This is a genomic window from Pseudovibrio exalbescens (genome assembly GCF_028737195.1).
Lineage (GTDB): Bacteria > Pseudomonadota > Alphaproteobacteria > Rhizobiales > Stappiaceae > Pseudovibrio > Pseudovibrio zosterae.
This window is the reverse complement of sequence record NZ_JAQZAJ010000001.1, coordinates 999,078-1,011,472: the sequence shown is the minus strand read 5'-3', so window position 1 is coordinate 1,011,472 and position 12,395 is coordinate 999,078. Positions and strand designations below refer to the sequence as shown.

The following is a 12,395-nucleotide window of genomic DNA, read 5'->3' as shown; positions in this document are numbered from 1 at the left end:
GGCTTCAATGAACCTGTTCAAGGCCCATAGCCCAGCCACATTGGACGGCGTGTCCAACTTGCGCAAGCGCCTGCGGCAGCGTTTGTCGGCGCTGGCCATTCCAAATGCTGTTTCAGAGGACCTGCAACTGGTCTGGTCAGAATGGGGCGCAAACCTGGTCAAGCATCCGGCCCAGCCGCCCGTTCAAATCGAAGCTTCCATCGACCTTCAGGGCGCAACGCTGGTCATGACAATCGCAGACGATGGAACGCCTTATCCGGACATGGTTGCCAGCGGTCCAAGCCCATCACTCTGCGAAGACCCATGGGCCATGGAGAGCGGCCGGGGACTTGCGCTCATCAAGGATATGGTGGAGGGCATCGCCTATCAGGTGGGCGATGTGGAACGCCGCACACCCAATCTTCTGACCATCAGCCGCAACCTTATGGACCGTCGTCCTACCGTTCTGGTCGTGGATGATGATCCCACGCTGGCTCAATCCTATGCCGCCTTCTTGGGCTCAAATTTCAAGAGCGTTGTCGCAACGTCTCTGGATGAGGCGTTTCGAAAGGCCTCGGAAACACCTGTCGATCTTATCCTCACCGATTATCACCTTGATGATGGAACAGGTGAGAGCATCATCTCCCTTTTGGAACGGGACAGCAAACGCTTGCCAGCGCCGGTTCTTGTCATCACCGGTGACCGAGATCCAGACCTCAAGATGCGGCTTGAGGACCACGGGGTGGAGGGCGTCATTACCAAGCCTGTATCACCTGTTCAGCTCAACCGATTGGTAAGGCACGCCTTTCGCCGTACTTTGCGCCAACAGGCTGCATTGATGCGCCATTTCGAAGCCATAGCCCGCGATTTGCGTGCAGAGCACCAGATCGTTCATCGCCTCAAGGGCTTCAAGGTGGAGCGGCTTACGGCCAGTACCGACACCGGCTCGGGAGACGCTCTCATCATTCATGAAAGGGAAGGCAGCCAGCGGATCATTCTGGTTGATATGGTTGGGCATGGCATTGTGGCGCAGGCCAGCAGTGTAGCCTTCCTCTCGATCCTGCGCACGATCAATGCCTTGCATCCACAGATCGGTTGCGGTGCCTTGATCACGCAGGTCAACCGGATTCTGAACGAAGACATCGGCCTTTCTGGCCTGCTCTGCACATTTGCAGTGGTTGATTGCTATCCCGATGGCCTGATCCGCATGGCATCTGCCGGGCACGTGGAGCCGGTCATTGCCAGCTCTGAAGGTGTGCACCCAATTCCCATCTCAGGGCCATTGATTGGCCTTACCGCAGATCAGGAGTATGAGGGCGTTGAGCATCTCCTGAAGCCCGGGGAGCGTCTCTTTCTCATGACTGATGGGCTCGACCCTGCGGGGCTGGCCAGCGGAGATCAACTGCCCGAATGGCTTGAAGCGGCACTTCAGAAAACCGTTTCAGATGGAACAGCGAGCCCAACGCCCATAGAGAGCTTGAGGCGGTGCATCAGCGAGGCGCTTGGTCCTGAACTGGAAGATGACTGGACCCTCGTCTCGATATGCCGGGAGACACCTCCCGAGCCTTAGCCGCCAGACAAAATCCGGCATCCTCATAGACCTGTAAAATCTCCGGCATCTTGCCCTCGGGAGAATAGCGTTCCTCAATGGTTCTACGGCTGTTTTGGCGCAGGCGCTCCAGCTCGGCCTCCGGGGCCTCTGCCCATTGTTGAAACTGCGCAGCGGCTTTCTGCAAATCCTCAGCATCAAACAACCAGCCATTCACGCCATTTTCAATCAGTTCAGGCAGCGCGCCCACGCGCGCGCCAAGCACAGGGATGCCGTGGGCCATGGCTTCCAACGCCACCAGGGGCAATCCTTCTGCCCGCGACGATATCATCAGCAAGCCAAGCTGAGGCCAAACAGGGGTCAAGTCGCTGACCATGCCGTGGAAGCCAACAAGGTGCCCATATTTTGCTTCCAGCTCCGGCCGCATGGGGCCATCCCCATAAAGGTGCCAGCTCACGCCCGGCGTATTTTGCGTGGCAGCAAACTCGCAAAAAAGGTCCGGGCCCTTTTCATGGGAAAGGCGTCCGACAAAGGCAACGCTGCGGGAGTAGGGCCGGGTGAGTTCACTCTCTGGCAGGTTGATGAAATTGTCGATGACCGTGGACGAAAACGGCAGGCTCCCCGCGATTTTCTTGCTTACGCTGATCCGTTTGCAGAGAAAACTGCTCCAGCCGTCGAGCCGCTGATAAAGCGAAACGGGGAACGGGCCGGTCTCGCCCGCATGAAAGGTGGAAACAACCGAAATGCCAAGAAGCCGAGCTGAAACCCGGCCCAAAATGCCCGCCTTGTAGCCGTGGGTATGAAGCAGGGCAGGCCGCTGCGTGCGCAAGGCCTGCATCAAACCGCCCATACCTCCGGGCAGCACCGTATAGGGCACACCTGCTGCTTCAATTTGCGCGATCCACGCGTTGTCCTCATGGGGCGTTAGCAGCACAATCCGCGCCGAATACCCTTGCGCCCGCAAAGCTTGCGTCAGCACCACCATATGTTTTTCGATGCCGCCGATGCCACTTGAATCGACCAGCTGCCAGATCTCGGCCATGTCTGCCTCTTTGCTATTTCAAGCAAAACAAGCAACCATGGTGCCAGATTGCCCCCTAAGGGGCGGCAGCCTCTGCTTTTTGACTGGAACGTTCAGAGATGAAAATCCCGCCAAGCACCAGCACCAGTGCGAGCGCGTGATAAAACTCGAAGGGTTCACCCAATATCACGATTGCAAAAATGGCCCCGAAAATCGGCACCAGATTCACGAAGATCCCAGCCCGTCCGGGGCCTATCAGCTCAACGCCGCGCATGAAAAACACCTGAGCGATGAAGCTTGGGAAGATCGCAATATAAAGGCAGATCAGCCAACCGTTGAAGTTCGGCCAGAGTGCATCGCCCGCCATCCCCTCCCACAGGAGCAGCGGCACCGAAACGACCGCCGCAACTGTGGACGTAACGGCAAAGAACGGCAGCGCAGGCACCTTTGGGCGATTGCGCAGAGCCAGTGTGTAGCCGGAGTAAAAAAGGCAGGCAATCAGCATCAAGGCGTCGCCGGGATTGATCTGAAACTCCAGAAGGCGCGCCACACTGCCGTGGCTGGCAACGGCAATCACACCCGTCATGGTAATCAGGATGCCGCCCACCTGCGCCATCGTCAGGCGGCTGCGGTAAACCAGAAACGCACCAATCGCCACCATCATGGGCAGCGATCCCTGAATGATCCCGATGTTGAGCGCTGTTGTTTCATGAGCCGCCAGATAAAACAGCGCATTGAACCCGGTAAAACCAAAGGCGGACATCGCCGCCACCATCAGCATTTGCGGGCGCATGATGTGCCAGTGCCGCACCACCTCACGCCAGTAAAGGCTCAACATGATCAGGCTCACGATCAGCCAGCGGATGAACACGACCACAAAAGGGGAGACATTTCCAACGGCAAGTTTGCCAGCAATGGTGTTTCCGCCCCAGAAAATGGTTGTGAGAAACAAAAGTAACAGCGGACGATTGTAAACGGACGATACTGGCATGAGCCGCGAAATTCCTGTGAGCCTCTGGTAGACCGACTGGTCCAAGTAGTAATACCTGTTATTTTGCGCGAACACTGGTCGCAACCACCCCATAAGGCAAACGATTTTTTCTCAATCGCGCGGGTTTATCTGCGAAACTGATAAATTCGGCCTATTGTTTCCGTTTTGGAAAAGGTTCTTATTGGAGCGACTGATTGAACAGGACTCCGAAAATTGTAAGGTGGGGTCTACGTGAAAAATATTAGTGACAAAGCTGTATTGAGGGGGACCATGACGGACCGCACCACAGTTGCCGGCCTTCAGGTTGCAACAGAACTCTACGATTTCATTGAGAATGAAGCCCTTCCGGGAACCGGTGTGGATTCAGACAGTTTCTGGATTGGCCTGAGCGAGCTTGTGGCCGACCTTGGCCCGCAGAACAAGGCGCTTTTGGAAAAACGCGACGAGCTGCAAGCCAAGATCGATGCCTGGCACAAGGCCAATCCCGGTCCGGTCGATGGCGGTGCTTACAAGGCGTTTCTGGAAGAAATCGGCTATCTGGTGCCCAGCAGTTGGGACTTTGAAGTCGATACGCCCAATGTGGACCCGGAAATCGCTCGCCTTGCAGGGCCGCAGCTTGTGGTGCCGATCCTCAATGCCCGCTATGCCTTGAATGCCGCCAATGCGCGGTGGGGCTCTCTTTATGATGCGCTCTACGGAACCGATGCCATGGGCTCAGCCCCGGAGGCTGGCGGCTATGATCCCGAGCGCGGCGCTCAGGTCGTTGCTTTTGCCAAGAAGCATCTGGATGAAGCGGTGCCACTCGACAATGGCAGCTGGGCGGATGTGGTCGATGTCTCTGTTGTCGCTTCCTCTTTGGCGTTGACCTTGAAGGATGAAGACATCGCCGGTCTGGAAGATCCGCTCCAGTTCGTCGGCTTCGTGGGCGAGGCGGATGCGCCGCAAAAAGTGCTGTTGCAGAAGAACGGCATCCACCTTGAGCTGGTCATCGACAAGTCATCGCCAATCGGGGCCTCAGATCCGGCAGGCATCGCCGATGTGGTTCTGGAATCTGCGCTCTCCACCATCATGGACTGCGAGGATTCAGCGGCCGCCGTTGATGCACAGGACAAGGTTCTGGCTTATCGCAACTGGCTCGGCCTGATGAAGGGCGACCTGAAGGAAGAAATCTCCAAGGGCGGCAAGACCTTCACCCGCGCCTTGAACCCAGACCGGGAATACACCGACGCGCAGGGCGACAAGTTGGTGTTGTCTGGCCGTTCCCTCATGTTGGTTCGCAACGTGGGGCACCTCATGACAAACCCGGCGGTGCTGGACAAGCAAGGCAATGAGATTCCAGAGGGCATCATGGATGCGCTGGTCACCTCCATGATTGCGATCCACGATATCGGCAAGGGCCGGGCGGTTGAAGGTCGTCACGCCAATGCCCGCGCCAACTCCGTCTACATCGTTAAGCCGAAGATGCATGGCCCCGAGGAAGTGGCGTTCGCCAACACGTTGTTCGAGCGCGTTGAAGACATTCTCGGTTTCGACCGTGACACCATCAAGATGGGCATCATGGATGAGGAACGCCGCACCACGGTGAACCTCAAGGAGTGCATCCGCGCTGCAAAGAGCCGTGTATGTTTCATCAATACGGGCTTTCTGGACCGCACGGGGGATGAGATCCACACCTCCATGGAGGCCGGTCCAATGATCCGCAAAGGCGACATGAAGCAGTCCACCTGGATTGCCGCCTACGAAAACAACAATGTGGATGTAGGGCTGCATTGCGGTCTGGAAGGTCACGCGCAGATCGGCAAGGGCATGTGGGCCATGCCGGATCTGATGCAGGCCATGCTGGAGCAGAAGATCGGTCATCCAAAGTCTGGTGCGAACACCGCGTGGGTGCCGTCGCCAACCGCAGCCACGTTACACGCGCTGCACTACCACAAGGTTTCCGTGGCCAGTGTTCAGGAGCAGTTGCGCAACCGCGCTGCGGCCAAGCTTGATGATATCCTCACGATCCCTGTTGCCGTCTCGCCAAACTGGAATGCGGAGGAAATCCAGCAGGAGCTGGATAACAACGCGCAGGGCATCCTCGGCTATGTGGTGCGTTGGGTTGATCAGGGCGTCGGCTGTTCCAAGGTGCCGGACATCAACCACATCGGCCTCATGGAAGACCGCGCGACACTGCGAATTTCCTCTCAGCACATGGCCAACTGGCTGCACCACGGTGTGTGCACCGAAGAGCAGGTCATGGAAACCATGAAGCGCATGGCCAAGGTGGTGGACGAGCAGAATGCAGGCGATCCGCTTTACAAGCCAATGGCACCAGACTTTGAGGCGTCCATCGCTTTCAAGGCAGCGTGTGATCTTGTCCTGAAGGGGCGTGAACAGCCGAGCGGCTACACTGAACCGGTTCTCCACGCCCGCCGTCTGGAAGTGAAGGCAAAGGCAGCTTTGCACTAGCGGCTTTCACGAGGCCAAGGACCGTCTGAGTTGAGGCGCGGGTATCTCCCGCGCCTTTTTACTGCGTGGCGGTGCGGCGCCGGTCCTTTGGCACGGGACCTCACACGCGAGAAAGCGCAAGCCAATCCTTTGGCTATTCCGCTGCCTGATTTTGTTGTGATGGCGTGTCCAGATGACGGAAGCCGCCAAAATCTGGCTTTTGCGGGTTTATCAGGTCCTTGTCATAGGCGTTGGTGGCTGGTTCCTGAGACAGGTTCCAGTTGCCACTGTCGAGGAAGGTTTGATGATCTCGATATCCACTGGACTCGCTCAGCCAGCAATAGTCAACGAGCCTGTCATTGAGCAGATTCTGGCAGATCAAGCCACTGCCATAAACGCCGGGTTTGTATCGCCCCGCCAATGCGGTTCTGACTGCTTCAAAGTAGGGTTTGATACGGGTGTCGTAGTCGTTTTGGCTTGCATCATAGTCGACCGCAAAATAGATGGCGCTGCCCGCAGGTTGCCCAATGGCTTGTGCCTGTTGTAGCGCTGTTGTGCCGTTTTGGGTCCCATAGGCAGCGCTGAAGTCGCCCGGTGCGTTCTGCGCATCCTGATAAACCGTAAAGATCTGGATGCCGTTCTGGGTCAACGCAACTGCTTCATTGCGTTGTATCCGTTTCCAGTCGCTGAGGGATAGATAGCGGCCAACGGCAACGATGTCGTTGGCTTTCAACTGGGCAACGGAGTTGCTCAGGTCGTCTGTTGTGTCGATTGCATAGCGATTGGTCACCGTAACTCTCCTTGTATGGTGTTGCGTGACCTACCGACGTGTTGAAGTGAGTGCTGTGAGAGGGCAGACAAAATCAGCCCTGTCAGAGCCTTAACGCCATGATTAAGGCTCTAGATAAGGTCGAGTTGAGTTTGATTGTCTGCTTAGAGCGGCAAGCGAACGGTGACGATCAAGCCGCTGCGATCCTCACGGTTTTTCAGCGTGATGGTGCCGCCGTGAGCGTGGATGATGCTCCGGCAGATCGCAAGGCCTAGACCAATGCCGCCGGTTTCTTCGCTGCGGGATTCTTCAACGCGCACAAACGGTTCAAACACCTCATTCAGCTTGTGCTCTGGAATGCCGGGCCCTTCGTCGCGCACTTCGATAACCGCCTGATCGTGTGCGCGCGACACATGCACATGGGCATGTGTGCCATAGCGCACCGCATTGTCGATGATGTTGCGGAACGCGCGCTTCAGGGAAATGGGCCTGCAGGTGATGACAATGCGCTCATCTGCCTTCGACTGCACATCCTTGCCCATATCCTCATAGTCATTGGAGATGCTTTCCAACAGGCCGCTCAGGTCCATCTGCTTGGTTTCTTCCGCCTTGGCCTCATCGCGGGCGAAGGCGAGGGTGGCCTCGGTCATGGCTTGCATCTCGTCAAGCGTTTCAATCATCCGCTCCCTGTCCTCCGCGTCTTCAACGAACTCGGCGCGAATGCGCAAGGAGGTAATGGGTGTGCGCAGATCATGGCTGATTGCAGCCAACATCCGCGTGCGGTCCTTGACGAACCGGGTCAGCCGGTCCTGCATCTCGTTGAAGGCGCGGGTTACCTGCCGCACCTCAAGCGGTCCCTTTTCCGGCAATGGATCAACATCCGCACCTCGGCCCAGCTGTTCTGCTGAATCTGAAAGCGCCCGGAGCGGCCGTGTCAGCCGGTACACAAAGGCCCACACGATCACCACGATAAAAAGCGCCATGATCAGGATCGGCAACAGCACCGGCACCAGCGGGCGCGGTGGCAGGTTGAAGTTGCTCTGGAAGTTCAGCCAGTCCCCATTGTTCAGGCGAATGGAAGCGTAGAGCGTTGCGCCTTCAATCCCGTCGAACCGGCGCAGCATGCGGTCCGGTGCGTGGTGTGGGTTCCAGTTCCCCTCGGGTCTGCGCCTGTCCGGCCCGCGCCGTGTCTCGTCTCGCGTCTCACGTTCCTTGAACAGTGGCGGTTCATCCTCGGCACTTTCCCGATAGTTGATGAAAACGCGCACATCTCGGTCGTCCTTCAGGCGGCGTTTCAAAAAGCCCGTCAGCGCTTGTTCCAGCCGGTTGTCGCCTGTGGCGGTCACCAGCGGTGCAAGGCCCAGATCATAGTGCGTGTTGTTGTTCGAGATGGCCCGCAAAACGCCGGGATGCACCGTGCGCGGTGTATCCTCAATCAGGCGCACGATGCTGGCGGTGCGCCACAGCGCGTTGTCTCTTGCCATGCCGATAATCGCCATGCGCCGTTCATCGGTGAACAGGTAAAAGCTCACCGACTGGGAGATCAAAAGGGCCACCAACAGCAAAAGGATCAGCTGGGTCGCCATGCGCCGCGGATAAAGCCGCTTCAACAAACTCATTCAGCGGGCTCCGTCACCTCGGCAGTAAAGGTATAGCCGCCGCCCCAAACAGTCTTGATCAGAACGGGGTTCTTGGGGTCTTCCTCGATCTTGCGGCGCAGGCGCGAGACCTGATTGTCGATGGAGCGGTCAAACACCGCTGGTGTGCGTCCGCTGGTGAGGTCCAGAAGCTGGTCGCGGGAAAGCACCATCTTGGGCCGCTTCAAAAAAGCAATCAGCAGTTGGTATTCGCCCGTGGAGAGCGGCACCATGACGCCATCAGGCCCGGTCAGCTCGCGCCGGTTCACATCCAGCTCCCAGCCTTCAAACCGTAGCTTTTCCGTTTCAATCGGGTCGCGGGTCTTGGGTACGTTGGACATCCGCCGCAGCACAGCGCGAATGCGTGCCAACAGCTCACGCGGGTTGAATGGCTTGGTTACATAGTCATCAGCGCCAATCTCAAGGCCCACCACACGGTCTGTGTCCTCGGCCATGGCGGTCAGGAGAATGACAGGGGCCTGATTGGTTTCCACCAGATGGCGGCAGAGCGACAGACCGTCTTCACCGGGCATCATCACGTCCAGCACAACAAGATCAATCGAAGCCGCTTTAAGAACCTGCCGTGCCTGCGCCGCGTTTTCCGCCGTGCTGGTGCGAAATCCGTTCTTTGTCAGGTAGCGCGCCAGACTCTCGCGAATGTCGCGGTGGTCATCAACGATCAAGATGTGTGAGCTTGGGTTCGACATGATGCGTTCTCGGCCAATTCCTCTTTGTGTACGTACAGCACGATCCTTGGGGGCGGGTCTGGCATTCAGCGCTGCAACCCTCTCATAACACTCAATTTACACGAGCCTCGGAGAAAACCTGTAACAAACTGTATCGAACCCCGGGGCTTATCACAGCTTGGTACACTTCCCCCTCAATCCCGGTGTTTTTCTGCGACAATTGCAGCCTAGGTTGAGGTCATCGAAGCAGACGCCCCCGCTGCTTCACATGGCCTCAAAGGAGAAACACCATGAAACCTGTAAAGTCTTTTGCTGTCGCTACTCTGGCATTGTGTGTCGCCTCTACTGCACTGTCCTCCGCTTATGCATTCCCAGGTGGCGATGGCCCAGGCTTTGGCAAGCGTGGATCTGGTCCAATGCAGATGTTCGACCGCTTTGATGCAAACGGCGATGACACCATCACCAAGGACGAAGTGAACGCGGCCCTTCAGGAAGAATTCACCACTGCCGACACAACCGGTTCAGGCGATATCACCTTGGAAGAGTGGAAGGTTGCTTTTGCAAACCGCGCCCAGCAACCCCAGGTGCGCATGTTCCAGCGTTTCGATGGCAATGGTGATGGTCAGATCACCAAGGAAGAGTTCCTCAACACAGCCGAGCGCATGTCCAGCCGCATGGAGCGCATGCAACAGCGCATGGCCAAGTGGGACGGTGAACGTGGTGAAGGCCGCAGAGGCGGCAAGGAAATGCGCGGCGATGGTCCGCGAGATGGAGATGGCCCACGCCAAGGGCGTCGGCATGGTCAGGATGGCCCCGGTGGTTTCATGAAGGGCGCCAAGTTTGCCTCAATTGATACGAATGGCGACAAGAAACTCTCCGCCGCTGAACTGAGCGCCTATGCTGATACCGTGTTTGCAGATGGCAATGTGGATCTCGATGGCTTCAAGGCGATCTGGGCCGAGTGGTCAGAGCCAATGATGGTGCGCTCCTTCCAGCGCATGGATGCCGATGGCAGCCTGACGGTTACACTGGAAGAGTTCACGACCCACGCCCAGTTCATGTTCGACCGGTTCGATCAGGACGGCGATGGTTCCTTCACCAAAACCGATCTGCGCGAAGCCATGAAGCAGCACAAGCGTGGCGGATGGGGTGATCGTGATGGTCGCCGCGGAGATGGTCCACGCGATGGCAGCGGGCCGCGCAACGGTGCAGGTCCTGACAACGGCTAGTTCATTCATTGGTATGGTGCGTTTCGCTGAAGCTCCATCCCCCTGATACCCTCAGAAGTGGCGCGCACCAGCCAAGAAAAAGGGCGGCTTCTCCACCAGAAGCCGCCCTTGTCCTCATGAGAATGTGTGATGCCGTCACGCCTTTTGCGGCGTGGGCTCCTCATCAAACTTGTGGTCGTAGTCAACAGCCACACCGTACCGTGGATCTTCCATCACGGAGAGTTCCACCATGTCGCCCGCCTTGCTCAGAAGGCGCTTGCAGTCTGGTGACAGGTGGCGCAGGTGCAGCGTCTTGCCCAGTTGGATGTAACGTGCCGCCATACTGTCGATGGCCTGCAAACCGGAATGGTCCACAACGCGCGAGTTGATGAAGTCCACGATCACGTCATCCGGATCCTGCTCTGGGGTAAAGATCTCCTGAAAGCCAGCGGCTGAACCGAAGAACAGCGGCCCTTCAAGAACGTACTCCTTCTGGCCTTTCTCGTTCATGGATACGCGCGCATTGATGCGCTTGGAGGCGTTCCATGCATAAGCCAGTGCGGAAATGATCACGCCCACAACAACTGCCACCGCAAGATCTTCTGCAACGGTCACACCGGTTACAATGGCAATCACCACCGCGTCGGTGCGTGGGATCTTGTTGAGGATCTTGAACGTGTTCCACGCAAACGTACCAACAACTACCATGAACATCACACCAACCAGCGCAGCCAGCGGAATCTGCTCAATCAGCGGAGAGGCAAACAGGATGAACGCCAGCAGGAACAACGCGGCCATGATGCCTGCGATGCGGGTGCGGGCACCCGATTTCACGTTGATCATGGACTGGCCGATCATTGCACAGCCACCCATGCCGCCAAAGAAGCCGGTCACCACGTTTGCTGCGCCCTGAGCCAGACATTCCTTGGACGCACCACCCTTGGTGTTCGTCATTTCAGAAACGAGGTTTAGGGTCAAAAGGCTTTCAATCAGGCCAATTGCCGCCAGAATGAGGGCATAGGGGAAGATGATTTCCAGTGTCTCAAGGGTCAGCGGCACCATCGGGATGTGGAACTGCGGCAGACCGCCCGCGATGGACGACATGTCGCCCACAGTACGAACGTCCAGCCCGGCACCGATCACAATAGCGGAAACCACCAGAATACCAGCCAGCGGGGCAGGGACCGCGCTGGTGATCTTGGGCGTTACCCAGATCACGAACATGGTCAGGCCAATCAGCCCCAGCATCATGTAAAGCTGCAGCCCTTCCATCCAGACAGGGTCGCCGCCAGTTGGGGCTTCCACCTTGAACTGGGAGAACTGTGCGATGAAAATCACAATGGCAAGGCCATTCACAAAGCCCAGCATCACCGGATGCGGGACCATGCGGATGAACTTGCCCCAGCGCATGATGCCAAAGATGATCTGCAAGATACCCATCAAGACCACAGCGGCGAACAGGTATTCAACACCGTGCTGCGACACGAGGGAGACCATCACAACGGCCAGAGCGCCGGTCGCACCGGAAATCATGCCCGGACGGCCGCCGAAAACGGCGGTAATGATGCCCACGATGAAGGCCGCGTACAACCCCACCAGCGGATGAACTTGGGCAACAAAGGCGAAAGCAACGGCCTCTGGCACCAACGCGAGGGCGACAGTAAGACCGGCAAGAACTTCAGTTTTGATTAGGTTCACGGACATGCCATTTTTGGCAGACGCAAGAACTTCAGAGGACGAGTGCAAACAGCACCTCCATTACAAGTAGTCGTGTTGGGTAGGAATAAGTCAGGCAATTCCTACGGCACCTTCCCAGCATCAAAAACGGATGAAAGGTGCGGTTGAGTGTGAGCCTTAAGCAGCATCTGCGATCAGCTGATCTGTTGTGCAATGCTTTAACTGCGTACTGTGAAGCTTCCATGAAAAATGGATCTCATGAAAACGGCTGGGACACTGGACCTTTGACCAAGGAAACCATGTAGCCCTGAGTATTGACGCAGAACTCTTCAATATGGGCTGCGTTATACGGGAACTCCCTGCAAAAGGCCATCATCCATTTGCATGCCTGCCTTGCTCTTGTGGACGCCAAGGGCTTTGCACAGTCAGGCTTGGTGGTCCTCTTTCA

9 protein-coding genes are annotated in these 12,395 nt (G+C 57.2%); 3 read left to right on the top strand and 6 right to left on the bottom strand.

The genetic code is table 11. From position 1 onward, the window contains the following. Positions 1-7 precede the first annotated feature (7 nt). Positions 8-1,549 carry a SpoIIE family protein phosphatase gene (locus tag PUV47_RS04735; protein ID WP_274217319.1) on the top strand — a complete coding sequence of 514 codons (1,542 nt, stop codon included), beginning with the start codon at positions 8-10 and terminating at the stop codon, positions 1,547-1,549. Here the strand turns inward: PUV47_RS04735 and PUV47_RS04730 are convergent. After that, complete coding sequence (locus tag PUV47_RS04730) at positions 1,470-2,570, bottom strand: glycosyltransferase family 4 protein (protein ID WP_274217318.1); 1,101 nt, start codon at positions 2,568-2,570, stop codon at positions 1,470-1,472. The genes PUV47_RS04735 and PUV47_RS04730 overlap by 80 nt on opposite strands. Before the next feature lie 55 nt (positions 2,571-2,625). Continuing rightward, positions 2,626-3,540 (bottom strand): DMT family transporter, encoded by a 915-nt coding sequence (locus tag PUV47_RS04725; protein ID WP_274217316.1) that lies wholly within the window; start codon positions 3,538-3,540, stop codon positions 2,626-2,628. A gap of 270 nt (positions 3,541-3,810) precedes the next feature. Here PUV47_RS04725 and PUV47_RS04720 point away from each other — a divergent pair, with 270 nt between their 5' ends. Continuing rightward, positions 3,811-5,991 carry a malate synthase G gene (locus tag PUV47_RS04720; protein ID WP_274217315.1) on the top strand — a complete coding sequence of 727 codons (2,181 nt, stop codon included), beginning with the start codon at positions 3,811-3,813 and terminating at the stop codon, positions 5,989-5,991. A 133-nt stretch (positions 5,992-6,124) separates the two neighbouring features. On the opposite strand, the gene PUV47_RS04715 is transcribed toward PUV47_RS04720, so the two are convergent. The 3 genes from PUV47_RS04715 to PUV47_RS04705 all read right to left on the bottom strand — a co-directional run bounded on the left by PUV47_RS04715 (position 6,125) and on the right by PUV47_RS04705 (position 9,083). After that, the gene (locus PUV47_RS04715; RefSeq protein WP_274217314.1) at positions 6,125-6,760 is read right to left on the bottom strand and encodes a DUF1906 domain-containing protein; all 636 of its coding nucleotides are present in this window, start codon (positions 6,758-6,760) and stop codon (positions 6,125-6,127) included. 143 nt (positions 6,761-6,903) lie between these two features. Continuing rightward, positions 6,904-8,358: an ATP-binding protein gene (locus PUV47_RS04710; RefSeq protein ID WP_274217313.1), complete on the bottom strand. Its 1,455-nt coding sequence runs from the start codon at positions 8,356-8,358 to the stop codon at positions 6,904-6,906. Next, positions 8,355-9,083: a response regulator gene (locus PUV47_RS04705; RefSeq protein ID WP_274217312.1), complete on the bottom strand. Its 729-nt coding sequence runs from the start codon at positions 9,081-9,083 to the stop codon at positions 8,355-8,357. The genes PUV47_RS04710 and PUV47_RS04705 overlap by 4 nt, the downstream gene beginning before the upstream one ends. Positions 9,084-9,352: 269 nt before the next feature. On the opposite strand from PUV47_RS04705, the gene PUV47_RS04700 reads away from it, so the two are divergent. After that, complete coding sequence (locus PUV47_RS04700; RefSeq protein ID WP_274217311.1) at positions 9,353-10,291, top strand: EF-hand domain-containing protein; 939 nt, start codon at positions 9,353-9,355, stop codon at positions 10,289-10,291. A 135-nt stretch (positions 10,292-10,426) separates the two neighbouring features. Here PUV47_RS04700 and PUV47_RS04695 read toward each other — a convergent pair whose 3' ends face one another. Then, complete coding sequence (locus PUV47_RS04695; RefSeq protein WP_274217430.1) at positions 10,427-11,974, bottom strand: SulP family inorganic anion transporter; 1,548 nt, start codon at positions 11,972-11,974, stop codon at positions 10,427-10,429. Positions 11,975-12,395 lie beyond the last annotated feature (421 nt).

Excerpts from the sequence above, each read along its gene's own strand:
- PUV47_RS04720 (WP_274217315.1), top strand. The coding sequence starts at position 3,811 with ATGACGGACCGCACCACAGTTGCCGGCCTTCAGGTTGCAACAGAACTC.
- PUV47_RS04730 (WP_274217318.1), bottom strand. The coding sequence starts at position 2,570 with ATGGCCGAGATCTGGCAGCTGGTCGATTCAAGTGGCATCGGCGGCATC.
- PUV47_RS04700 (WP_274217311.1), top strand. The coding sequence starts at position 9,353 with ATGAAACCTGTAAAGTCTTTTGCTGTCGCTACTCTGGCATTGTGTGTC.
- PUV47_RS04705 (WP_274217312.1), bottom strand. The coding sequence starts at position 9,083 with ATGTCGAACCCAAGCTCACACATCTTGATCGTTGATGACCACCGCGAC.
- PUV47_RS04725 (WP_274217316.1), bottom strand. The coding sequence starts at position 3,540 with ATGCCAGTATCGTCCGTTTACAATCGTCCGCTGTTACTTTTGTTTCTC.
- PUV47_RS04710 (WP_274217313.1), bottom strand. The coding sequence starts at position 8,358 with ATGAGTTTGTTGAAGCGGCTTTATCCGCGGCGCATGGCGACCCAGCTG.
- PUV47_RS04735 (WP_274217319.1), top strand. The coding sequence starts at position 8 with ATGAACCTGTTCAAGGCCCATAGCCCAGCCACATTGGACGGCGTGTCC.
- PUV47_RS04695 (WP_274217430.1), bottom strand. The coding sequence starts at position 11,974 with ATGTCCGTGAACCTAATCAAAACTGAAGTTCTTGCCGGTCTTACTGTC.